The 24,380-nt window shown below is 42.3% G+C and carries 18 protein-coding genes, 1 tRNA gene and 2 pseudogenes; 9 read left to right on the forward strand and 12 right to left on the reverse strand.

Annotated elements, in window-relative coordinates:
- Positions 1-87: 87 nt before the first annotated feature.
- Positions 88-699, reverse strand: a complete 612-nt coding sequence (locus ACM0OT_RS05650) for a hypothetical protein (protein WP_414563437.1) — start codon at positions 697-699, stop codon at positions 88-90.
- A 103-nt stretch (positions 700-802) separates the two neighbouring features.
- Complete coding sequence (locus ACM0OT_RS05655) at positions 803-2,059, reverse strand: sulfite exporter TauE/SafE family protein (protein WP_414563438.1); 1,257 nt, start codon at positions 2,057-2,059, stop codon at positions 803-805.
- Between the two features lie 143 nt (positions 2,060-2,202).
- Here ACM0OT_RS05655 and ACM0OT_RS05660 point away from each other — a divergent pair, with 143 nt between their 5' ends.
- A complete protein-coding gene (locus ACM0OT_RS05660; protein WP_414563439.1) occupies positions 2,203-3,228 on the forward strand; it encodes a M20/M25/M40 family metallo-hydrolase in 1,026 nt (341 codons plus the stop codon).
- Here the strand turns inward: ACM0OT_RS05660 and ACM0OT_RS05665 are convergent.
- A complete protein-coding gene (locus ACM0OT_RS05665; RefSeq protein ID WP_414563440.1) occupies positions 3,187-3,651 on the reverse strand; it encodes a hypothetical protein in 465 nt (154 codons plus the stop codon). The genes ACM0OT_RS05660 and ACM0OT_RS05665 overlap by 42 nt on opposite strands.
- 396 nt (positions 3,652-4,047) lie before the next feature.
- Between ACM0OT_RS05665 and ACM0OT_RS05670 the strand changes: the two are divergent.
- Positions 4,048-4,911 (forward strand): annotated as a pseudogene (locus ACM0OT_RS05670) (glycoside hydrolase family 65 protein); the annotation flags it as partial.
- Positions 4,912-4,949: 38 nt separating this feature from the next.
- Here ACM0OT_RS05670 and ACM0OT_RS05675 read toward each other — a convergent pair.
- Both ACM0OT_RS05675 and ACM0OT_RS05680 read right to left on the reverse strand, forming a co-directional pair.
- Positions 4,950-6,080, reverse strand: coding sequence for a mechanosensitive ion channel family protein (locus ACM0OT_RS05675; RefSeq protein WP_414563441.1), 1,131 nt, complete (start codon positions 6,078-6,080; stop codon positions 4,950-4,952).
- A gap of 5 nt (positions 6,081-6,085) precedes the next feature.
- Entirely contained in the window at positions 6,086-7,183 is a 1,098-nt protein-coding gene (locus ACM0OT_RS05680) for a mechanosensitive ion channel family protein (RefSeq protein ID WP_414563442.1), read from the reverse strand.
- 715 nt (positions 7,184-7,898) lie between these two features.
- Here ACM0OT_RS05680 and ACM0OT_RS05685 point away from each other — a divergent pair.
- Complete coding sequence (locus ACM0OT_RS05685; RefSeq protein ID WP_414563443.1) at positions 7,899-8,024, forward strand: hypothetical protein; 126 nt, start codon at positions 7,899-7,901, stop codon at positions 8,022-8,024.
- A gap of 364 nt (positions 8,025-8,388) precedes the next feature.
- Here the strand turns inward: ACM0OT_RS05685 and ACM0OT_RS05690 are convergent, their stop codons facing one another.
- The 5 genes from ACM0OT_RS05690 to pdhA all read right to left on the reverse strand — a co-directional run bounded on the left by ACM0OT_RS05690 (position 8,389) and on the right by pdhA (position 13,798).
- A complete protein-coding gene (locus ACM0OT_RS05690; RefSeq protein WP_414563444.1) occupies positions 8,389-10,038 on the reverse strand; it encodes an alpha/beta hydrolase in 1,650 nt (549 codons plus the stop codon).
- 313 nt (positions 10,039-10,351) lie between these two features.
- The gene (gene fba / locus ACM0OT_RS05695; protein WP_414541558.1) at positions 10,352-11,431 is read right to left on the reverse strand and encodes a class II fructose-bisphosphate aldolase; all 1,080 of its coding nucleotides are present in this window, start codon (positions 11,429-11,431) and stop codon (positions 10,352-10,354) included.
- Positions 11,432-11,668: 237 nt separating this feature from the next.
- A tRNA-Lys gene (locus ACM0OT_RS05700) sits at positions 11,669-11,740 on the reverse strand.
- A 60-nt stretch (positions 11,741-11,800) separates the two neighbouring features.
- Positions 11,801-12,673, reverse strand: coding sequence for an aldose epimerase (locus ACM0OT_RS05705; protein ID WP_414563445.1), 873 nt, complete (start codon positions 12,671-12,673; stop codon positions 11,801-11,803).
- A gap of 90 nt (positions 12,674-12,763) precedes the next feature.
- Positions 12,764-13,798 carry a pyruvate dehydrogenase (acetyl-transferring) E1 component subunit alpha gene (gene pdhA, locus ACM0OT_RS05710; protein ID WP_414563446.1) on the reverse strand — a complete coding sequence of 345 codons (1,035 nt, stop codon included), beginning with the start codon at positions 13,796-13,798 and terminating at the stop codon, positions 12,764-12,766.
- A 692-nt stretch (positions 13,799-14,490) separates the two neighbouring features.
- On the opposite strand from pdhA, the gene ACM0OT_RS05715 reads away from it, so the two are divergent.
- The 3 genes from ACM0OT_RS05715 to ACM0OT_RS05725 all read left to right on the forward strand — a co-directional run bounded on the left by ACM0OT_RS05715 (position 14,491) and on the right by ACM0OT_RS05725 (position 19,446).
- On the forward strand, positions 14,491-16,785 hold the full coding sequence (locus tag ACM0OT_RS05715; RefSeq protein WP_414563447.1) for an IMS domain-containing protein: 2,295 nt from the start codon (positions 14,491-14,493) through the stop codon (positions 16,783-16,785).
- A 36-nt stretch (positions 16,786-16,821) separates the two neighbouring features.
- On the forward strand, positions 16,822-17,802 hold the full coding sequence (locus ACM0OT_RS05720; protein ID WP_414563448.1) for an AEC family transporter: 981 nt from the start codon (positions 16,822-16,824) through the stop codon (positions 17,800-17,802).
- Positions 17,803-18,201: 399 nt separating this feature from the next.
- A complete protein-coding gene (locus ACM0OT_RS05725; RefSeq protein ID WP_414563449.1) occupies positions 18,202-19,446 on the forward strand; it encodes a DUF4912 domain-containing protein in 1,245 nt (414 codons plus the stop codon).
- A gap of 47 nt (positions 19,447-19,493) precedes the next feature.
- On the opposite strand, the pseudogene ACM0OT_RS05730 reads toward ACM0OT_RS05725, so the two are convergent.
- Together ACM0OT_RS05730 and ACM0OT_RS05735 are read right to left on the reverse strand one after the other, a co-directional pair.
- Positions 19,494-19,783, reverse strand: a pseudogene (locus ACM0OT_RS05730) (6-phosphofructokinase); the annotation flags it as partial.
- 156 nt (positions 19,784-19,939) lie between these two features.
- Positions 19,940-20,671, reverse strand: coding sequence for a Uma2 family endonuclease (locus ACM0OT_RS05735; RefSeq protein ID WP_414563450.1), 732 nt, complete (start codon positions 20,669-20,671; stop codon positions 19,940-19,942).
- 186 nt (positions 20,672-20,857) lie between these two features.
- On the opposite strand from ACM0OT_RS05735, the gene bchD reads away from it, so the two are divergent.
- The 3 genes from bchD to ACM0OT_RS05750 all read left to right on the forward strand — a co-directional run bounded on the left by bchD (position 20,858) and on the right by ACM0OT_RS05750 (position 24,350).
- Positions 20,858-22,858, forward strand: a complete 2,001-nt coding sequence (gene bchD, locus ACM0OT_RS05740) for a magnesium chelatase ATPase subunit D (protein WP_414563451.1) — start codon at positions 20,858-20,860, stop codon at positions 22,856-22,858.
- A gap of 318 nt (positions 22,859-23,176) precedes the next feature.
- The gene (locus ACM0OT_RS05745) at positions 23,177-23,419 is read left to right on the forward strand and encodes a hypothetical protein (protein WP_414563452.1); all 243 of its coding nucleotides are present in this window, start codon (positions 23,177-23,179) and stop codon (positions 23,417-23,419) included.
- 358 nt (positions 23,420-23,777) lie between these two features.
- Entirely contained in the window at positions 23,778-24,350 is a 573-nt protein-coding gene (locus ACM0OT_RS05750; protein ID WP_414563453.1) for a hypothetical protein, read from the forward strand.
- The last annotated feature ends 30 nt before the right edge of the window (positions 24,351-24,380 follow it).

A 24,380-nucleotide genomic window follows, 5' to 3' on the forward strand; every position in this document is an offset into this window, starting at 1 on the left:
ACCAGTTGAAATCAATGAAAAGCCTATAAAATAAGCTTTTCGACTTTTGACTTTTGACTTCCGCGCAGCGGTACTAGCCTGTACTCCCTACCTCTTCTTCGTTCCTCGGACAATAAATAATACAATGCCCAAAGTAATTAATATTGCTCCAGCTAGTACTGGCATGGTCAAACCTGACCTGATATTTATGTCTTGTTGTGCAGGTGCATTATTGCCATCTGGGACATTGGGAAAGCTGCTTGTCGTTCCTGCTGCTACGGTGACATCAAACTCGAATTGAAACGGTTTGAAATTTGCTCCGGTGACTGGTTTACCACTTAGCTGTAATTGATAAATTCCTGGCTTGGGGAAGGTAATTTCTGCACCGGGAATGCCTTGATAACGTTCAGCTGATACAGGTTCTAAAGACGGCTCTAGTAAAGCTGGCTCTCCTGGTGTATGGGGTTGGGCAAAAACAACCAATTGACAATCGCACTGTGTTAATGGAATCGCCTGACCACCTTTACGGGTAAGAGCAAACCAAGCTTGGGTGGGTTCCCCAGATCGGGGATTATCATTGGGTTCAATGTGTAAAGTAGCACCGACATCTGCTGCTATTTGCACCTGATGAGCAGAAATGGGGTGAGCCGTAGTTATTAAGATAACTAAGCAACTCAAAAATAATAAACAATAGATGCCAAGCCTCTTAGAGTGTCTCATAATTAAAAATTACGAATTACGAATTACGTTCGCGCAGCATTTCCGATAGCGCAGCGTGGCGTAAAGCCTAACGGCATAGCTGCGCTTAGAGCCATAGGAAATATTACGAATTATGTTTAGTGGGAGGGACATAAAACTTTTCTACAGCTAACTTTGACCAAAACCAGCGTGAACGCACTAACAAAACACCGAGGATGATAATTCCCATCAGCAGTGTAGCTAATTGATTGCCCCAGCTTAATTGCAAGGAACCCAGGTAATGAGAACCAATCAACACAGCATGAATGGCACTCAATAGCAAAGCAGGCACACTCAACAGATGAATCTGTCGCCAGCGTTTACCCAAAGATTTTTGCAGTGATTCAAAACTTGTGAGAGCTGCGGGGGTGATTAATACTAATGCTACAGCACCAGCAGCCATGCTCCACTGAAAATCTGGTGGGAGGAAGAAGAAAGCCGCGAATTGCCACTGCAATGAATGTTCGATCATGTGGATGGTGTGAACCACTGCTAAGACAAAAGCACCCACTCCCAAAGCACGACGGTAACGTAGGGGAAAAGCCCAAATTCGGCTAAGAGGACGGGCAATCAGTGCCAATATTAAGCAGATTAAGGCAGCATGTCCGCTGTAATCTACCATTGTGTCACCAGTTCGCAATAGGGTAAGTATGCCAATGGTCAGTGTTACCCAACCACCTAAGCGAAATAATTGACTGCGCCTATCTTTACTAACTAAGGCGGAGGAGACACCCACACCTAACATGGTGGGTAGGGTTCCTAGTCCAAAAGCCAGCATGGTGGCTGTACCCATCCATAAATTACCAGTTTCTGCGGCTTTAATTTGGGCAGCATATAAAAAACCACAGGGCATTAAACCCCAAGTCATGCCTAAAAGCAAAGGTGTCCACCAGCGGTTTTGAAAGGAAAGTTTCACCATCGCTGCACTCAGGCGATCGTGTAAATTACCTTTGAGTATGGGATGTAATAAGGGAATCCGTGGTAGTAGTTCTGGTGTTACTTGCCCTAAGCCAAACCAAATCAGCATAACGCCTGTGACAATTGCCATCCCCCGGCGGAAATCGCTACCTACACCCGCAAACTGCCCACCTTGTAGTAATACTGAACCTATGGCCCCGATGCCAGCACCAACTAGGGCATAGCTCAACATCCGCCCTAAATTCAGGAGAATATGAAATTTTAACTGCTGTTGCCAGGTAGAGGAAATCTTTAAGGGTGATGTTTCTGGTTTTTTTTGCTGATGTGACAGGGAAAACGCCACTGTCAGGGGGCCACACATGCCAAAGCAATGTCCAAAACTGCCCAGGAACCCCAAGATGGTAATTAGCGACAAATCTAACATTCTAATAAATTCCTGAGGCACGTTTCTAGTGCGGAAATTTACCTTAAGTTTTTGCCTGTGTCAACAGACGAGTTGTCAAACTTAGCCGCGTTATTCTAAATACAGTTTTTTGAATGCCGTGGGTATGCAGAGGATACATTTACATGAAAAAATGGATTTGGCTGTTGGTGCTGGTGGTGGTGATGGTCGTGGGTAGTAGAGATACTGTTATTAGAGCATTTTGGCAGCAGTCTTCTAGTTCAAAAGTAGTTGAGATACCTGTAGAACAGCCACAACCACAACCAAAGTTACAGTCAGTGAAATTTGGCCCGGCGGTATCGACTGACAAGCTTTTCCAACACATTCAAAATTTAGATTTTCAGCGCTACTCACCAACAGAGCGATCGCGTACTCGCAGTTATATTACAACTGAATTGAGAAAGTTAGGCTGGGAACCAAAGTTAGAAGAGTTTTCCGCCGGTGTGAATATTTTTGCTGAACGCTTGGGGACTAATCAAGCAGCTGGTGCAATTCTTGTAGCTGCACATTACGACACTGTGAACGCTTCCCCTGGTGCTGATGATAATGCTAGTGGTGTGGCGGTGGTGTTGGAGGTTGCCCGAATTCTGGGTTCAAAACCGTCACCACGGACTTTGCAGTTAGCTTTTTTTGACCAGGAAGAAACGGGACTGTTAGGTAGTAAAGCCTTCGTTACCCAGACACAACGCCTGCAAAACCTTAGCGGTGTCATTGTCATGGATATGGTGGGTTATGCCTGCTACACAGCGGGTTGTCAGCGGTATCCGGCGGGTTTACCTGTGAACCCACCCAGCGATAAAGGCGACTTTTTGGTAGCGGTTGGAGATACAGAACATTTGTCTTTGCTGAACGCCTTTCAACAATCTGATCAACCTCATGTCCCATCAGTGCTGCGGTTACCTATTCCCCTGAAAGGATTGCCGACACCTGATACCCTACGTAGTGACCATGCACCATTTTGGTATCAGGGTGTGGGTGCTGTGCTGGTAACAGATACCGCTAATCTCCGTACTCCCCACTACCACCTACCAAGTGATCTCCCAGCCAATATTGAGAAATCATTTTTTACAGGTGCGGCGCAGGTTGTTATCAATGCTACTAATACGTTGTTACATAATGAAATTCCCACTGACTTGGTTGAGGTTAATTAACGGATAGGTCAGTGTCCAGTTTTGGGGATTATTTATCTGCAAGTACAAACCCTGAAGTATGCCGCGTAAAGCAATACGACTTCTCATGTAGTACCTGATTAAATGAGTTCCAGGTTTAGCAACCACATCATCATAGTTTTGGTTGTAGCCAAATGGTCTAGAACAGTGACTACCAATACCTTTGACTGATAAAACAAAAAAGGGCGATCGCTTGTATTCATTGGGAACCATAAAGATTCCATATACCTGGTGTTCTCCATGCCACGGCTGCACTACAATTTGACTCGCTTGGATAGAAAATTTTGGGGTTTTTGATGCCAAAAACGCTTTTGAGTTGCAATCGGCATCGTTTATGGGCCACCAAAGTATCACAATAATCAGCGAAAACAGCAAAATTAAAACATAGGCTATTTGGCGACGCATAAATATGAGAAACAGAACACTCAGCTTTTTTAGCCAATAAATTGATAACGACTATTCTGTATTTTTGTGATCAGTCTTGAGGATGATTTTTACTGTATTCCATCCTGTATTAACAGGTCTAAGGGTTATAAAAGTCACAAGAAATTGCAAGTCTCTAATTCTACATGTATAAATATATAAATTTGTATCGATTTTTGCATTTATGCGTTCCCACATGAGTTATATATGGAACCTAACTAGAGAAGGATGAATTCAAAAACTTCCTGAATAACAAAAAACTCAACTCTGTCTGTAAAAACTACATTCAAGTCTCAGCAATGGAGGCAGTAATTAGATTAGTTATTTAAATCAGATTGATTGAATTATATTCTGTTTCCAGATATAGGTTTATTTACCATGCTTGATGTATCTGTGGACAATTCTCCACACAATCAGTCAATAGTTAATAGTACCGTTTTCCAGGTGATTGAAAGAGAGTTTAATCCCACAGAGCTACATTATCAAGAAACTGTCTTCACCCTTGGCAATGGTTATTTAGGCACACGGGGAACTTTCGAGGAAGGTTATCCCCAGGATTGGCCAGTGACAATGATTGATGGTGTTTATGATGAAAAAATACCCCATACTAAACTTGTGAACTGTCCCAATTGGCTGCCTTTAGTGGTGACAGTTGCAGGTGAACGTTTTAGTATGGACAGTGGTGAAATTATCAAATATGAACGTCAACTTGATCTGCGTTTGGGTTTAGTTAGTCGTTGTGTGCAGTGGCGTAGTCCAGCAGGTCATACCCTGGATTTCTACTTTGAACGGTTTGCTAGTTTGGCCGATCAACATGTTTTGGCAATCCGTTGTCAAATTACATCTATAAATTTTACAGGTGATGTCACAGTTGAAGTGGGATTCGATCCTAACCCAAAAATTGCAGAGCAACATTGGCGAACTTTAAATCAAGGTGGTATAGAACAGATTATCTGGCTACAGAGTCAAACTATTCACTCTGGCATTCAACTCGGTATGGCAGCTAAATTGGTGGTAGATGGCGACGAAACTTTGCCTGTATGGGTACAGAGTACTTCTGGTAGCCCCAGTTTAGTTACTAGCTTCCAATGCTTTCCTGGAAAAACTGTGGCATTAGAAAAAATTGTCACTCTTTTTACTTCACAAGATACAGAAATCCCCATAGCAGCAGCTCTACAAAGGTTAGCTGATGAACCTAGATACACTATCCTATTAGCATCTCACATTGCTGCGTGGGAGAAAGGAAGAATCACTAGCAAATGAAAATTCCACCTCAATTCTCAAAGCGTGACTGGTGAGTCTACATAAATGGTTGGTTCTTGCATTTTAAACTCAATTCCCGAAGAAAATAGTTTTTTAGAAATTTTTTCATTTGCTAACTCCAATAAACGTTTACGTAATTGTAAAGAGTTATCATTAGAACCCAAAATAAAGAACGTGACTCTTGTTCGAGTTGTTTGTATTGCAGCATTTTGATTTAAAAAAGTAATACTGGTACTTCCTGGATCTATACCGAAAAGGGAGTTAGTACTCTCGATAATTACCTGCTGAACTAAAGCTTTTTCTTGGTCTTGCAGTACTTTAAAAAAATCGAGGTAGAGTAGAACCATAACTTTTTTACCTCGAGTAATATTTTCAATTTCTAAGTTTGCCAATATTGAATTAGGAATAATGAACAACGTACTCTTAGCCGCAGTACGAATTTTACTGGAACGGATGCCAATTGATTCAACTCGTCCGAATAAACCTTCTGGGATTTGTGGAGATTTTTGTAAACGAATGTATTCTCCAGGAATAAAGGGTCTATCTAAATACAACACAATTGTTCCTATTAACTGTTCTAGTGTTTTTTGAGCAGCAAACGCCACAGCTAATCCACCGATTCCCAAACCAGTTAATAAACCCACTAAATTAAATTGTTGACTTTGGGCAAAAGCAAGAACGGCAATAAAGCCAATAATTACATTCGCTAAAGTTTCAAATACTAAAAGCAGTTCATCTACTTCTCGTCCTAATCTACCTACTAGTTCAATGCCATAAAATCGAATAAATTGACGAAATAGGCGAGAGGCTAGCCAAGCGAGACTAGTAATAACAGCTAAGTCTACAATGGGTGAAATAAATCTATAAATATATTGGTATTCAATAATCCAGGCTAAAGATAATGAAATAAGAATTAAAGTACCAGTGATTCTAAATAAGTTTCTGATAGGTTCAATTAAATTATTATAAATACTGGCAACCTGTTGTGGTGCAAAACGTCGAATTACAATTCGTACAAATGTAGGTGTATATCGTCCAACTAGTAAAGACAGTAGAATAAAAATTAGAAATATGCCAAATCTAAATAGAGCTAATCTTGTGGTGTCCTGCTGGAAGAATTCTAGAATAATCTGTGAAATGTTGGTCATTCTGGCTAAATTGTAATCGGTGAATCAACATATATTGTTGGTTCTTCTATCTCAAATGCAATACCATATTCTTTCAAATATTGAGTAATACTTTGAGTGGCTAAATCTAGAAGTTGACGACGTAATTCCATTGAAACATCTCCAGAACCCAAAATAAAGAAAGAAACTTGCGCTTGGGTTTTATCTGGATCTACCGAAGTGCTGGAATTTTGAAAAGTTACATCCGTATTACGCGAGTCAATGCCAAAAATACCATTTGTACTTTCTAAGATTACCTGGCGAATTAACGCTTTTTCTTCGCTACTGATAGATCTATAGAAAATTAAATAAAGAATAGACATGACTTTCTTCGCACCGGTAAAGTTTTCAATATTGAGTTGAGTTAGAGAACTATTAGGGACTATCACTAAAGTTCCTTTACCAGATGTCCGGATACGCGTCGATCTCAATCCGATAGATTCGACTCTCCCGAAAGTACCATCGGGTAGACCAATATAATCATCAATTACGAAGGGACGATCAAGATAGAGAACTATCCCACCCAAAACTTGTTCTAAAGTTTTTTGAGCAGCAAAAGCTACGGCTAATCCGCCGATTCCTAAACTAGCTAGCAATCCTAAAAGATTAATTTTATGGGTTTGGGCATAGATCAGAATAGCTGCAAAAATAATAATAATATTAGCTATCCATTTAAAAAGAATTAATAACTCACTGCTGATTTTTTGTCCTGTTTGAAAAGCAACATTTAATAAATAAAAATCAAAAAAGTTTTTAAATAATCTAGATGCTAACCAACTCCCAGTAATGGCTAAAGTTAAACTAATAATAATCTCTAATGAGTTAGACCATTTATTGCTAGGTAGAAAAAATGAAATTAACTCAATACAAGAAATTACCAATACGGACATAACTAAGGAATTATTAGACTTAATTACGTTTTGGTAAATATCACTAATTGGTAAAACCTGGAGCTTTTTCAAGAGTAAATTTATCCATGTATAAAATAAACGAATAAAGACAAAAACTAAAAATCCAGCGATGAATCCCAGTAAGCCAATTTGTATATCTCTAGTTGTAAGCACTTCTGGTAAAAAAACTAACATTCTGAGATTAATAATGCCATTATGTATTTAGCTAAACTTTTCATAAGATTTTACACTGGCTACTCTGACAGATGTATTTTTGGTCACCTGCTCTCTAAAGTCTAGTAAAAATGGGCAATAACTGGCAATCAATATGCCAGTGTTCAGTCACTCATTGGAGTGTTGAGAAAAAGCTATCCAAAAGTAAATACTAGATAGATAAGCTATCGATAGAATGCAGATATTTAATATAAAATCACAATCATTCATGGTACTTTATTCAAGGTAAAAATGTACAAGAATATGACAAATGCAAGCAAATGCAAGTTTGTAACCTTTGTCGTTGACATCCAGATAAGGGGATGCAGTAATTTAAATTCAACAAAATTAATTAGATCCCTAAATAGATGAAACGGCAAACCTGGGGACAATTTAGTGATAGCTAATCCCAAAGGTTATTTATTCCAAAACTAAATTTGCAAATAAATACAAACTTTTGCCTAACCTCAAATCTGGTGAGTTAAGCGGCTGAACAGCGGTGATAAATTATACTTGCCTAATTATTGACTAGCTTTTCACCCAAGCTGTTTTTTGCTGCTAGTAGTCCTAAACCGCTGTACATACCAGCAACAATAACCAACTAGCTAGCAAAATATATGGCTATTAGAGCTATCTTTGTCTTTTTATTCTGACTCTAGGATAGATCATCGGAGCAAAAATAGTCAAACAATGGAAAATGGTAACTAATGCCGTCACCATCAAAAATCAACTAGTATTGACTGCTCAGGCGATCGCCCCAGTGCCGACAAGTCAGATCCCTGGCAAACATTATAGTCAAGATGCTAATTACACTAGGATATGAGCGATCGCTTCAAAGTAAAGTCACATGATATTTTTGAGCAACAAAAAACCTCAGTTATAACACCGAGGCGATTAGGAGAAGTCCAAATGTTGATGGGAGGTACCAATACCGAAATCAGTTTTTTTCGCTAACTGTACAAGAAATCAAAATTAATGGTTATTTATTTATCTTGTTAATTTATGTAAACAACTGTAACAATATTATTCATAGTAGTCAACATAAATTGATACAAAAGAATCAATACCCTTCATAAAAAATGCTTATGCATTCACAAGGGAAATTGAGAACAGGGGAACTCCAGAAAATCAATGATTATTTGTACTCAAGGCGAATTGTTTTCCCCTAGTCCCCCTTTGGAAGTCCCTTAGTGAGCGTCCAATTCTTTCAACATTGACAAAGCATCAGGTGGAATCTCCATCACCAAACGTAATGGAAATGCTGGAGTCGAAGCTATCTGAGCATAATCTGATGTCAGAAAGACAGCATATTTCTCAGCTTCTGAAGTCAGTTGTGCAGCCATCGCCAAAGATATAGCTTTCACAAATTTCCGGACATCTGCTGCTTGTTCACCCACAACTTCACCACCACTAAAAGGTGTATTTGGTCGTCCTACCTGATCCATAGTGGTACTAGGGTCTTTCACACTTAGATGAGTACCGCCCACCACACCGGCCAGCCATTTGGGAGATGGTATTTGATTAAATCCCACAATTTGTTCAGTTAACGCTGGGGTAGTTTTATCTGCGGAACTCGCCAAAACTAGGGTTGGTACTGCTACTTGAGTTAAACCAGTGTTACCAAAGATGAGCGAACTGGTAGGATTGAGAGCGATCGCCTGTTTGATTCTTTCATCTCGTAGTCGATAGCTATTTTCTGGCAATTCTTGAGCGACACATTGGATAGTTTCCCCTAAACTGAACCCAGCTAAGTTACCTTGACAGCGTTGTTTGAGGTGTTCTAGTTGCAATTGGGCGCCAGCCGTGGCTAAAGCTGTACCGCCACCAAAAGAATAACCAACAATCATCGCGTTATTAGTCGCCAGTTTCCCTTGTAATGGGTTATTAGCTGTTTGGTTAAGCCTTTCGAGTTCATCGAGAACAAAACTCACATCTTGGGGACGCTGCAAAAATTCCTGAGGCTGGACAACCCTGGTTTTACCTTGTGCGGCTAAGTTAGTATTTGTTTCATTACTACCGGGATGTTCTAAGGCTGCAACCACATAACCGTGGGATGCTAGATGATTGGCGAGGTAACGCAATTCATGGCGAACTGACCCCAAGCCGTGACTAAAGACAATTACAGGTTTTTCGGAATTGCTTGCTGTTGACCAGTAGACATCAACAGGAATTTCTCGACTCCGCTTTTGGTCATTCCAGTTGAAGTTGAGTACTTGTACTTGGCCTATTCCCGGTTGGGTGGGGTCAAATTCTATCGCCACCTGTGGGGTTCTGGAATCGAGTAAGGGCGAAATCCCCAGCATAAATTGTTGAGTACGCCAAAAAGATGTGTTTAAACGTCCTGCAACTTGAACAGCCTTGAACAAATCAATTTCCAGGCGTTGACTAGGATAAGCAGCAATAAAATTGAGTAGAGAAAGCCCTTGTGGTTCAGTAGCACCTAATACTAATGCAGCTCTCAGTGCTTGGACACCAGCTTGATCTTTGCGGACTAAAGCTTCAGAAATATTACTGAGAATAGTTGTGCCAATTTGAGTATTGAGTAAACTACTGAGAGTAACAATATTAATCGGCACTCTCATTCTTAGCGCTCCCACAAAAAAGCGACGTTGTTCTTGAGATAATCCCCCGGTATAAAGTTCCAACCCTTGAGGAAATTCACCAGTTTCCGCAGCCTGTTGTAATTCAGCCAGTGAGAGAGTTTCTGCAAATGGGCCGAAACGCACGACAACCTTTTGGGCAGCTTGTACAGGGGTTTTTGCCCCCAACAATTGTGTCAAGGCGATCGCGCAAAAGAAACTTGCAACTATCTTCAGCTTTTTCCAGTTTCTTTTCATGAAAACTTTACCAATGAATACTTACGGGAATATAGCGAATATTTAGTGTATTTGACTACCCTATTGATTAATAATTACAAATTACAAATGGCGTTCGCGGAAGCGTGCCGTAGGCTCTATTACGTAAAGCCTTTGCTGGCATAACTGTGCAGTAAGTGCAGAATTTCCGCAGGAAATATGACTAATTACTAATATAGACCAACAAAAAACCGGGAAACTTCTACGTCGCCCGGTTTATCTATACCAACATCAAAACTTTATTCTTTAAGGAACCGAGTAATCATCTCATGCTCCTATTTATTTTTTGACAAAATTAAACTTTAGCAGATGCCTTGGTCACAACTTTGAGTTCACCCTTAGCATACTTAGCAGCAAAATCTTCCAGAGAAATTTGCTTGATCTTGCTAGCATTGCCGGCAGTGCCAAATTGCTCATAGCGGTCAGCACAGACCTTCTGCATGTATTTAATAGAAGGCTTGAGGAAGTGACGGGGGTCAAATTCCTTGGGATTTGCTGCCAAAGCTTCACGAACGGCGGCGGTGATAGCTAGACGGTTATCGGTGTCAATGTTAACCTTACGCACACCACACTTGATGCCTTTTTGAATTTCTTCTACAGGTACACCGTAGGTTTCGGGGATTGCTCCACCATACTGGTTAATTAGTGCCAGTAAATCTTCTGGCACAGAAGAAGAACCGTGCATTACCAAGTGGGTGTTAGGCAGACGGCGGTTAATTTCTTCGATGCGGCTGATAGCCAAAATTTCCCCGGTTGGTTTGCGGGTAAACTTGTAAGCACCGTGGCTAGTACCGATAGCAACAGCCAGAGCATCTACTTGGGTTTGTTCTACAAAATCTACTGCTTGGTCAGGGTCAGTCAGCAGCTGCTCACGATCCAAAGTACCTTCAAATCCGTGACCATCTTCAGCTTCACCAGCACCAGTTTCCAGAGAACCCAAACAACCAAGTTCACCTTCAACGCTGACACCCAAAGAATGAGCTACGTTTACCACTTCGCGGGTAACATTAACGTTGTACTCATAGCTAGCAGGAGTCTTAGCATCAGCTTCCAGCGAACCATCCATCATCACACTGGTAAAGCCATTTTTAATTGCTGAGTAGCAAGTAGAAGGCGCATTACCATGATCTTGGTGCATGACAATGGGGATATGAGGATAGGTTTCTACTGCTGCCAAAATCAGATGGCGTAGAAAATTTTCGCCTGCATAAGCACGAGCGCCACGAGAAGCTTGTAAAATTACGGGGCTATCTGTCTCTGCTGCCGCCTTCAGAATTGCCTGAATCTGCTCCAAGTTGTTAACGTTAAAAGCTGGAATGCCGTAACCGTTTTCAGCCGCGTGATCCAGAAGCAGCCGCATTGGTACGAGCGCCATAGATAGTCCTCCTAAATGTATTTTCAGCTAGTCGGTGTGAGAGAAGCGTAACTATTACGCTAATCTTAAGACTTTTTTCAACTTATAGGAAATTATAACTAGTGACGGGTGTTTATGTTGAAAAACTTTACGCCTTTAAGCCTGATTATAAGGGAATGGTGACCGCTATCTGTCAAACATAAACAAATCCCTAGCTACTCTTAGTGACCTATAAATCAGACTTTTTGTTTTTCTATATGGGTCGCCCGGGATTCGAACCCGGAACTAATCGGTTAAAAGCCGAGTACTCTACCGTTGAGTTAGCGACCCTTTTGCTTTTTCTGCAACTTTGCAATTATAGCATGAATAGTTAGGGATTTGTAAAGGGGGTTAGAAAAAATTTGCTGTGAGGCGGAAAGTTGTCAGCAATTCGTTGCCTGGTTCCAATACAGTTAGGTTTTCAGATGTATTTAAGGCATTACGAGGAGCAGTCCACGGTTCTAGACAGTAGAAGTCTTTGCCTTTGAGAGTCCAAAATACCAACTTGGAATAGATGGGGTCGTAATCCAAGGTCAGTTTTAATTTACGGCTACTATCTGTGACTGTGGCAGATTGACTAGTTAAATCGCCAAAGGCAACATCAATTTCATCCCGGTTGAAATCAAAGTTACCATCAAACGCATGAATTTCCTTGGTTTTCTGGTCTTGATACTGCTGGGAGGGAATGTGAAACTCTAGCTGAGTTTTATCACCACCCGTGAGAAAGTAAGGATGAAAACCCGCCGAAAATGGCAAAGATGTAGATGACAAATTTTTGTACTGCTGCCGAATTGATAAAGTATTACCTTGCAATTCGTAAGTGAAAACTAGTTGAAAATCAAAGGGATAAACCGCCTGCGTTTGCTCGTTGCTATTGAGTACCAGAGTCAAGCTAGCTTTCCCTTGAGTTTGTTGTTCAGATACTTCCCAAGGTAGGTCACGGGCGAAACCATGTTGTTTTAAGGTGTATTGCTGCCCATTGTGGGAGTAAGCATTATCCGGCAAGTTACCACAGATAGGAAATAAAATCGGATTTCCACCCCTGACGCTCAAATCAGGATGAGTAAAACGTTCAGCATCCAGGTAGAAAATTTCTTGCCCCTGAATGCGCCAACGGGTGATGATACCCCCTCTTTCTGGTACTACTTCGACTTGAGAGCCAGCACTTTCATCTGAAAGGATGTAAGTTTTGTATTGTTGCTGTTGCAGGGCAATGGTAAACACAAGTTTTAGTCCTATGTAGAGGCTAGGGGCTAGAGGCTAGAGGCTAGGGAGTAGGGGAAATGACCATCCATCCAGTCCCTAGTCTCCAAACTACTCGTCTTCCGCAAATATAAAGCGATATAACTCGCTGGGGTCTGGTTCGGGGCTACTTTCGGCGAACTTCACAGCTTCATCGATTACTTCTTGAATTTTACGATCAATAGCTTTGAGTTCTGCCTCGTTTGCTAGGTTTTGCTCAATTAGATAAGCCGTTAGCTTTTTAATGGGGTCGCGGGAAAACCAAAATTCTTTCTCGGCTTTGCTCCGCATTTCATCGGGATCTGCCAAGGAGTGACCCCGGAAGCGGTAGGTAAGGGCTTCGATTAAGGTGGGGCCTTCTCCTGCACGGGCACGGGCTACGGCTTCTTGAGCGACGGCTCGGACTGCCAGTACATCCATACCATCTACTTCTACGCCCACCATGTTAAATACACTGGCTTTTTTATAAATTTCTGGCTGGGACGTGGCCCGTTCGTGAGACATGCCAATTGCCCATTTATTATTTTCTACTACGAAAATAATTGGCAGTTTCCAGAGGGCCGCCATGTTCAAAGTTTCAAAAAATTGCCCGTTGTTAGCCGCACCATCACCAAAGAAACAAGCTGTTACTTGGTCGGCGTTTTGGTCTTTCAAGACTTCTCGGCGGTATTTGCTTTGGAAAGCGGCTCCGGCTGCTACAGGGATTCCTTCGGCCACGAAAGCATAACCACCCAGTAAACCATGCTCGGCAGAAAACATGTGCATGGAACCACCGCGCCCTTTGCTGCAACCTGTGGCTTTGCCAAATAACTCTGCCATGACTTCTCTGGCTGGGACGCCTGCACTCAAAGCATGAACGTGGTCGCGGTAGGTGCTGGAAACAAAGTCTTCACCCGGTCGCATCGCTTGAATTACGCCTGTGGAAACGGCTTCTTGTCCGTTGTATAAGTGGACAAAACCAAACATTTTGCCCCTATAGTACATTTCAGCGCACTTGTCTTCAAATAAGCGCCCTAATACCATGTCTTCATACAACCGCAACCCTTCTTCTTTGGTTATCTGAGTAGTGGCAGCATTAAATGTAGGTAACGTGCGTTCTTGAACCATTCTTTTTTAGTATCCCTATTGTAAAACTGAAATTTACCATCTCAAATAAGTTGCTCTCAGACAATATCTGCTTTTCGCAAGCTGGGTCTGCTGGAGTTAACAACCAAAAATTATGCGCCTCAACGGTTTGTCGGCAATTATCAGAAAAATGGGTGAATTTGGCATTTTTCAACCCACGCTCTGCGAGGATCTCATCCTAACGGCAGCAGACGCCCCCTGAGTTTTCTCGTTCCCTACCCCTGTTCATAGGCTATCAATCAGGATAGCTTGGTTTCTGCATATCCATGAACAATTTGGGAAAAATGGACAATGATTATTTTTGTATAGTTAGATACTTGTTATTTATTTATATTTATGATATGGTTCTATTTCTTTATCTTAAATTCTATCCTATCCAGGATAGCTTCTCTAACTGTATAGTTAGGGAAATTCACTGGCTCTTGACAACTATAAGTTTTTACAGGCAACAATACTAAGAATTAACACAAAGTATCGGGGCTTTCTAGGCAAATGCCAAATGCTAGCACTAGAATATGACTCAAATTTGCGGAAGGAACAAAATCAATTGTTGCAATATAAACTTATAGTGTAAGTCCAACACGGTATTATTCACCGTATTATTGTGGCACGGTTTTACAGGCCTGGAATGCTCTAGGTGAATTATGTTGATCACGGTGCAGGGGAAGTAGACTGTGCGAATTCCGCTAGATTACTACCGAATTTTAGGACTACCGTTAGCGGCAAGTGATGAACAGTTGCGGCAGTCATACAGCGATCGCATTGTACAATTGCCGCGACGAGAGTATTCTCAAGCAGCAATTTCTTCTCGTAAACAACTTATAGAAGAAGCTTACGTGGTTTTATCAAATCCTAAAGAACGTAGCAGTTACAATGAGCTTTATCTTGCCCATGCCTATGGCCCTGACGGCAATGCTAATGCTACTGTTGCAGTGGGAAACCACACAGAAAGCAACAAGGGCGATCCTGATACTCAAAGTCTCAGCATTGACATTTCTCAACAGGAATTAGTTGGTGCTTTATTAATTCTGCAAGAATTAGGAGAATATGAACTCGTACTCAAATTAGGTCATAATTACCTGACCAATCAAAGCAGTGTGGCAGCTGCCAAAGTGGGTAATCATCTGGTAAGTGACGAATTGAGCGAAAGTTCGGAGTACCCAGATATTGTGCTGACTGTGGCGCTGGCTTGTCTAGAATTGGGTCGAGAGCAATGGCAGCAAGGCCACTATGAAAATGCGGCTATTTCCTTAGAAACGGGACAAGAACTGCTGTCACGGGAAGGACTATTTGCCAGTGTGCAAGCAGAAATGCAGGCTGACTTATATAAGTTGCGACCATATCGGATTTTAGAATTACTAGCACTGCCGGAAGAAAAAGCTGCGGAACGACGGCAAGGCTTGGCTTTCTTGCATAATATTTTAAGCGATCGCGGCGGCATCGATGGCACTGGTAATGATTACTCAGGTTTAAACATAGATGATTTTCTGCGATTTATCCAGCAACTACGCCACCATTTAACAGTCGCCGAACAGCACAAGTTATTTGAAGCGGAAAGTAAACGTCCGTCTGCTGTTGCTAACTACTTGGCGGTTTATGCTTCTTTGGCACGGGGATTCACTCAACGTCAACCTGCTTTAATTCGTCAGGCCAAGCAGATGCTGATGGGTCTAGGAAAGCGTCAAGATGTGCATTTAGAACAATCCCTATGTGCGCTGCTACTAGGACAAACCGAAGAAGCCACTCGTGTTTTAGAACTTAGTCAGGAATACGAAGCCCTAGCTTTTATTCGGGAGAGATCCTTAGATTCTCCAGACTTGTTACCGGGGTTATGTTTATATGCAGAACAGTGGTTACAAAACGAAGTTTTTCCGCATTTCCGTGATTTAGCCCAGCAACCAGCCTCGCTCAAAGATTATTTTGCTACCCCACAGGTGCAAGCTTATTTAGAAGCCTTACCTACAGAGGCAGAAACGACAAATGATTGGGCTGTGATCAACGGGCGGTCTTTTTCGCAACCTCCCCGCCCAAGTAATCATTCCCCAGTTGTTGATCCAAAATTTCCTCAAGAAAGAAAACTAAACCCGGATTTACCAGAAACACTCAACAACAAAAGACCCCAACAGCCAAACTTTGCCTCAACTAACCGAAATATACCACTAGGTAATGTTGTCAACGGTGCGAACCCAGAAACAAATGTACCTTCATTTTCGCGGACTGTAGACACAGCTAGGCCCACCAATCACAATTTAAATGGCACCGCTAATGCTACTCCCCCGCGTAAAGTCAAAAAGCGGCGGCGGCGCAAGGCAAACCCAGCTAACAGTAGGGGTGCTTCTGGGCCACGAGCAAATTTTGCTCATACTTTAGAAGGAAAAACCCGACTTGTTTGGACTGTATTTGCTTCTTTGGCAGGTATATTAGTTTTTTGGCTAATCGTTTCCACGACATTTGGATGGGTGAGAAATATCCTTGACCCTACACCTGTGTTGCAGGGTGAACAGCTAGCGGTGCAGCTAAATGAACCACCCTTGGCTATTCCTGAGCCAAACAGCAAGTTGCTACCTTCAGAGGGTTCTTTGACAGAGGAGATGGCACAGAAGGTCATTCAAACTTGGTTATCTACTAAAGCCTCAGCTTTAGGCCCAAGTCATGACATTGGTAGCCTACAAGACATTTTAACAGGTGCGACTTTAGCTCAGTGGCGGCTAATTGCCCAACAAGAGAGGTCACAAAACCGCTATCGGACGTATAACCACACGGTGAATGTCGAATATGTCAACCAAAACCCAGATCAATCAGTAGTAGCAGTAGCTAGAGTCAGGGAAGTCACACAGTTTTACGAAAGAGGTCAGATTAATAATATTACGGATGAAACTTTACGTGTACGATATTCCTTTATTCGACAAGCAGATGTTTGGCGCATCCAGAATATGTCAGTGATTAATCAAATAAGCATGAATTTTTAGTAATTCGTAATTAGTGTTCAATTCGGATCGTTGTTGATGGCAGAAACTCTAATTCATGCTTATATACCCCTGATTCTGTGGACGAGTCTGGGGCTATTATTATTTAGATTGTTACCTCAGTGGTTACCACATTTGTTAGGTCGTGGTCTTTACTGGGTAGGTATACCGCTGGAACTCTTGGCATTAGCACGCAAAACTCAACAGCAGGAATTGAGTGGTGCGGGAAGTTTGCCTTTGCTAGCATCAGTGATTACAGTTGGGGCGCTGCTAATTGGTTTATTGGTGGCATTGCTAACTTTGTGGGGATGGCAAAAAGTCTTGTCATCTAAGTTGCAGCCAGATTCGGGTGCTAATCATTGCTGGGATGCTCGCACTCAGGGAAGTTTTGTGCTGGCGGCTGTGTTGGGAAATACGGGTTTTGTGGGGTTAGCGATCGCCCCTTATTTAATTCAACCGGATGCACTTAATTGGGCACTACTTTACAGTATCACCCACAGCTTTGTGGGGCCCTATGGTTTAGGCGTGTTAATTGCCAGCTACTTTAGTCATGCAAAATCTGCCAATCGTTGGTGGATGCAACTGCGGGATCTGCTAACTGTACCTCCTTTATGGGCTTTTATTATTGGCATTCTGACTCGGCATATACCACTGCCGACGGTTATGGAATCAGGACTCCAAGGGTCAATTAACGTTGTTATTGCCTGTGCCTTCTTATTAACTGGTATTCGCGTAGGTCAACTCCAGGGATGGCAAAATTTTCGACTGGCTGTGATCCCTGCTGTTCTCAAGGTTGTGATCATGCCTTTATGTGTAGGCTTACTCACCACTTTGTTGTTGGGTTTATCAGGCGATCGCCGTTTGGCTATGGTCTTGATGTCGGGAATGCCTACAGGCTTTGCTGGGCTAATTTTGGCAGAAGAATACAACCTTGACCGCGATTTAGTTGCTAGCAGTATCATCCTCTCCATACTTTTGTTACTGCTGCTGCTTCCTTTATGGATTGCGGTTTTTGGCTGATCTCTACCCTAATTGTCATCAAGCCATGACATGATTTTAGTTGTTTGGACTACCATAACTTACAATGTTAGGGTTTCATGACATTATGATCCCGCAACGGCTGATAAATTCGTAGAGTAGGGAAAAAAGCACCCGCAGACCCCTTGATCCCAACCAAGGATTACTGGTTAATATTTACTTAACAACAAGGACTCCTCCGATCCCAAAGAAATGCTAATCTTGGCATCCCTGAGGAACGAAAGGTAGTACTCCGTAATTTAAAAAACAAACTAAAAAACTTAAAACTGGGCAAAACCAGAAGTCAGGAATAAGAAATTCATCTGGGGTGGATGACATTTTATCAAGCATTCTTTAACCCGGGTAAATCGTTTACCTTTCAAACTACTGGAGGCCAAAATTATGGCGAAAGAACGCCCACCGCTAGAGGAGATGACATTAAGGCAATTACGTAAAGTTGCCAGCGAATATAGTATCTCTCGCTATAGCCGGATGCGTAAATCTCAATTACTCGCATCAATTCAAGAAGTTCAGCGCAGTAAAGTGGCACTTAACCCAACTCGTTCACTGGAGGCACAGGAAACCGTGGAAGCAGCAAAATTTGAATTAGGTCAAGAAGACCGCACTGGTGGATCTCTGGCGGATGTGGATGAAGGACTCGCAGATCTACCAGCAGGTTATGGTGAAAGCCGGATTGTGCTTTTACCCCGCGATCCTCAATGGGCTTATACCTACTGGGATATACCCAACGAACACAAAGCCGAACTCAGACAACAAGGGGGACAGCAACTAGCACTGCGGATTTACGATGTGACCGACATCAGCCTTGATCATCAAAGCCCCCACAGTATTCAAGAATATCCTGCTGACGAACTAGCCAGAGAATGGTATATTCCTGTTCCCGTGAGCGATCGCGATTATGTAATTGACATTGGCTACCGTACTGCTGATGGTCGTTGGTTAGTATTAGCCCGTTCTGCGAGAGTGCATATTCCTCCTGTGTATCCATCCGACTGGATTGAAGATGTCTTTGTCACCGTCAACTTTGAAGAAGATTTACGTGATAAGACCGTTTACGAATTAGTTCCTCCTGCCAAAAAAGTCGCAGCAGCACCAACATCAGCAGCAGGAGTCAACGGTAGTAACCCCATCTACGACCAAATATTTGGCATGGCCGAATCTGCCGAAGCCCAACGGGTTGCTGGTTCTCTGTTCGGTTCCATGCAGCAAACTCCTGAACAAGCCATCAGTTCCTACGTTTTCCCCTCCGGTGTCGGTATGTGGGCAGTTCCCAGCGCTTCTGGTTTAACCATGTCTGGTGTAGGTATGTCAGGTGTAGGCTTCTCTGCTTCCGCCGTACCAGTGCGTCCCCGCCAATTCTGGTTAGTTGCTGACGCTGAGTTGATTGTTTACGGTGCTACCGAACCTGATGCTACCGTCACAATTGGTGGTCGTCCCATTAAACTGAATCCAGATGGTACATTCCGCTTCCAAATGTCCTTCCAAGATGGTTTAATCGACTATCCTATTTTGGCTGTTGCGGCTGATGGTGAACAAACACGGTCAATTCACATGAAATTTAACCGTGAAACTCCATCGAGAAATACCAACACCAAAGAAGACGCTGTGGTTGAATGGTTTTCCTAGATTACTAAATATCTCAGAGTGAAACATTGAATAATCACCCGCTATAGTCATGCTGTAGCGGGTTTTTCCATGCCCTTGTAAGTACCAAGCGATCGCGCTGTTTGCACCAAGAAACTTCGGGATTTACCAAACATGGACTGTCAGCTAAGACGGCATCTAAAGGCACCGCTACAACTTGTCCATTTTGCCAAGCTACCATCTGGGAAGATTGTCCAGTAGCCAACAAATCCACAGCCGCCTTACCAACAGCCGTAGCTAGCAACCGATCAAAAGCGGAAGGAATACCACCGCGTTGGATATATCCTAAAACTGAGACGCGCACATCAATTTGATGTTTTCAAGCCGCACACTCGTGACTTCCAGTCATGAGTTAGGCGTTCTATATTCTGGTAAACTATATACATAGCGAAAACCAAGCTAAAACTAAACCACGGCAATTTGGGCACCTTCGGCAATCACGACAATACCCTGCTCCCCTGCTTTTTCACTGGTGTTAGTTTATGGGCAAATTATTTGGGTCAATCCCCTGAGATTGTAAATAAGCAATGAGCTGTTCTTTTTGCTGGCGTTCTTGTTCAATCAGTTCCACAGCCCAGGGTAATAAATTTCCCACCTGATCCCACCACCGTAACCAATAACCAGTCCGGGCTTCTTTTGTACCTTGCCAAGTTCCCAAAAATAAACCCAACGCATCAATCCAATGACGACCATTTTCATCTGGTTGCTTTAATTCGTAGCGTCCATTTTCCAGTTGATAATATTCCAACAAACCGCCATTGGGGTCAAAAATTACATAGATAGGAACCTGCAAAATCTGCTCGTAAAAAAACCATTTTCCTGGCGGATAAGTTCGTTTTACCGAATATTCTTCCCCCTCGGTGTCCGATAAAAATTCCATCACCACCCCAGGTACATCCCCTTCTAAATTGGGTGTATAGCTTTTGCGTTCTCCGACAACTGGATTGACACCAGGAACATAAACCCAGTCTGGTGCTTTCACAATAAATTGCCCGTTGACAGTCGCACAAAGACCAAAATTAGAAGCAATCAACATTTGCGGTTGGATAAAACCACTAATTTCCAAGCTTTCACGCAAAGCCCCAGCCAAAATTGGCTGACCCGTATTTTCCACTGGTTCATCCTCTAATTTAAAATCATCGGGCAATGGTTCCCAAGAGATGACCGGTTGAGTGAGTGATTTAATTTCACCGAGTTGGGTTGCCATCAAGACTGCCTGTGGTCAATTTGTTTTCATTTTATCGTTCTTAGTAGTACCGAGCTAAAATTAAGGGATGAAGGTATTACGCCACTTCCAATACCCTGTATTTAGGTAAAAAATATGATGAACTCTTATTCTTTGCGTCTTTGTGTGAGATTTTAAATCCTCATTCAGCAACGCCCAAAGCCTAAAATGGTATCATCTACCGTACCAACATTTCCGTTAACAGCAGTTGTCGGTCAAGAAGCAATTAAATTAGCCCTCTTATTAGCAGCAGTTGATCCAGGTTTAGGGGGAGTAATTATTGCTGGTCGCCGTGGTACAGCCAAATCCGTCATGGCCAGAGCATTAAGAACTTTACTACCTCCCATAGAAATAATTTTAGGTTCCTGCTGCAACTGCAATCCGAAAAAACCTGATGAATGGGATGATGAAACCATCGCTAGGGCACAAAATACCTCCCAATTGCCAACTAAAGTAATCCCCACACCCTTTATTCAAGTTCCCCTTGGTGTAACTGAAGATAGATTACTCGGTTCTTTAGATGTGAGCCAGTCAATCAAGCAAGGAGAACCAGTATTTCAACCAGGATTGTTAGCAGAAGCCCACCGGGGTATTCTCTATGTGGATGAAATTAACTTATTAGAAGAACATACCGTCAATTTGTTGTTGACAATATTAGCCGAAGGGAAAAACCAAATTGAGCGGGAAGGTATTAGTTTTCAACATCCTTGCAAACCTTTGTTAATTGCCACTTATAACCCAGAGGAAGGAGTACTGCGAGAACACTTGCTGGATCGATTTGCGATCGCACTCTCGGCCGACGAGGTGTTAAGTTTAAGCGATCGCGTCTTCGCTGTAGAGCAAGCAATGAGTTATGCTGATTCTCCCCAAACTTTTCTTCAGCATCATACCGCAGACATAGATGATCTGAAACTGCAAATTCTCTTAGCACGGGAATTGCTACCCAAAGTCCAAGTCAAACCAGAACAAATTGCTTATCTGGTGAACGAAGCCATACGTGGTGGCGTAGAAGGCCATCGCGGTGAATTATTTGCCCTGCGAGTTGCCAAGGCTTCTGCTGCATGGAATCAACGTTTATTAGTTAATGCCGAAGATTTGCACCTTGCAGTGGAATTAGTCATTGTCCCACGGGCGCTTATTTTGGAAATGCCACCACCCCCTACACCGCAACTTCCAGAAGAACAACCACCACCAGAAGACCAACAACCAACAGACAGCGAAACACCAGAAGAAGTCAAAGAATTACCCGACATTCCCGAAGAGTTTATCTTTACTTCACAAGGAGTAATTCTCGATCCTGCCATTCTCAACTTTGCCCAGATAACTAAGCGCCGAAGCGGTAAAGCCGGAGGTCGCGGTTTGATTTTTTCCCAAGACAGGGGGCGTTACGTCAAACCCATGTTTCCCAAGGGGCCGATTCGACGGGTAGCGGTGGATGCTACATTACGGGCGGCTGCACCCCACCAAAAAGCCAGACATAAAAAACAACCTGGTCGCCCGGTAATTATCGAGGATGATGATATCCGCACAAAGCGATTGGCTCGTAAAGCTGGCGCATTAATTATTTTCTTGGTAGATGCATCAGGCTCAATGGCACTGAATAGAATGCAATCAGCCAAGGGTGCGGCTCTACAACTCTTGGCACAAGCATATCGCCACCGTGACCAAGTAGCCTTAATTCCCTGTCGGGGTGAACGAGCCGATGTACTATTACCACCCACACGCTCGATTACCGCAGCGCGAAAGCGGTTGGAGTTATTACCATGCGGTGGAGGTACGCCCTTAGCTCATGCTCTGACCCAATCTGTGAGAATTGGTTTAAATGCCAGACAATCTAAAGATATTGGCCAGGTGGTGATTGTCGCCATTACCGATGGACGGGCAAATATTCCATTGTCACGCTCTCTGGGTCAACCACAAATGGGAGATGAAAAACCAGATATCAAAGGGGAATTACTAAACATTGCGGCCAGGATTCGAGGCTTGGGCATACAATTATTGGTAATTGATACTGAAAGTAAATTTATTTCTCAAGGATTAGCCAAAGAATTGGCGCAGATAGCCCAAGGTATATATTACTACTTGCCAAAAGCCACAGATAAAGCGATCGCAGCAATGGCACAACAGGCGATAGGCGTAGCCATGCCCTCCGGGCTTATCGCTCATTAATAATTTGCCCTGAAAACCTTTATAGGTATGGTAAAAGCAGCAGATTGTCGCCTAAATTGCCGTATTTCTGCCCATGATTCTTTACTTTATGTGGCAGTTAATCAGGAATTTCAAGGAGTAATTTATTACACATTTATTTATCGCAATTATTTGACAAAATTGTCAGACTCAAGTCATTAATATATGTCCAATTATAAATGTTGAATATCTTGATTTCTTATAACTTTTTGAATACAACTAAAGATAACAGTTAAGCGAGCTAAAACTTAATTGTTAACCAAGTTAATTCATTCGCTACATTTTATTGAGGAGCTGACCATGTCTAATATCAATGTTTATGAACTAACCGCTGCTGGTTCTGACTTATTTCAAGATTCTGAAAGTTTTCTCAATGAACTTAAAGATGTAGATTTCGTTGCAGGTGGAGATAGCTCTGGTCAATATGGAAACGCTAGTATGAGTGATATGTCATTTCTAACTAAGCTAGCTGAGGCATTTGTCGCCACTTATGCCATTGGCCATATTACCTACCTAGCTAAGTCATTTAGTTATGAATACTAATGGCTTTTAATAGCAATAGCTAACTAGGATATATCCCAACTGAAGAAACGATAGCGACAGATGTGTATTGGTCTAAAATATGCAATACAACACTTCAATATTGTATTCATTGACCTTATTGAAGATACTCATCTGTCGCTTTCTTTTAGATGATTTTCATAAAATGTAAATTCAAGAAAATAATTGATAAAAAAGCTAATTTATTAGATAAAATACTTAAATGTTTCGATAAAAATAATTACATATATTATTTTTCTATTTTCCGTTTCCTGGCTGCCCCCATTAATCGAAATTTGTCCGACCACTAAGATAAGCAACTATAAAGCGTTACCCTAATACTAGAAGTTCAAAATAGACTATGACACCTGAAGATATTGCGGGGACGCTGACAAAACTATTTAGCACAGCAGAAGTCAAGGCGATCGCGCCTGAATCTTGGCAAGTAGATACTCCTTCTTTTCGCCTATTGGTACTGCTTTCCGAAGACCAGACTTGGTTACGAGTCTTATTGCCCATTGTGCCTCTACAAGAAGCCCAACCGTTTTTAGCACAGTTTTTAGAAGCCAACTTTGATGACACTCAAGAAGTCCGCTACGCTTTGTATGACGGTGTGGTTTGGGCAGTATTTCAGCATAACAGTAGCACTCTAGTCAGCGCAGATTTTGCTAGTGCGATCGCTCGACTAGTATCTTTATACGAGGCTGGTTTAGATAACGTCTTTAATCGCCTGATCGAAGGTCGCATTCGCCAAATTATCCAGACAGCAAAACAGCAAGGGCAATCTCTTGCAGCAACGATGCAAAATCTGGAACGTTTTTATGCAGAAGGATTGATGGGTGAAATCAACCAAACCGCAGAAACACGAGAACAATTGTTAACTGCTTGGCAGCGTCAGTTAGAACGCTTATGGAATCAAGTAGAAATTAATTAATATTCTCGCTTCGCCTAGATATTACATCAA

The sequence above is a fragment of the Anabaena sp. CCY 9613 genome (assembly GCF_963920895.1).
In the GTDB taxonomy this organism is placed as follows: domain Bacteria; phylum Cyanobacteriota; class Cyanobacteriia; order Cyanobacteriales; family Nostocaceae; genus Cyanocohniella.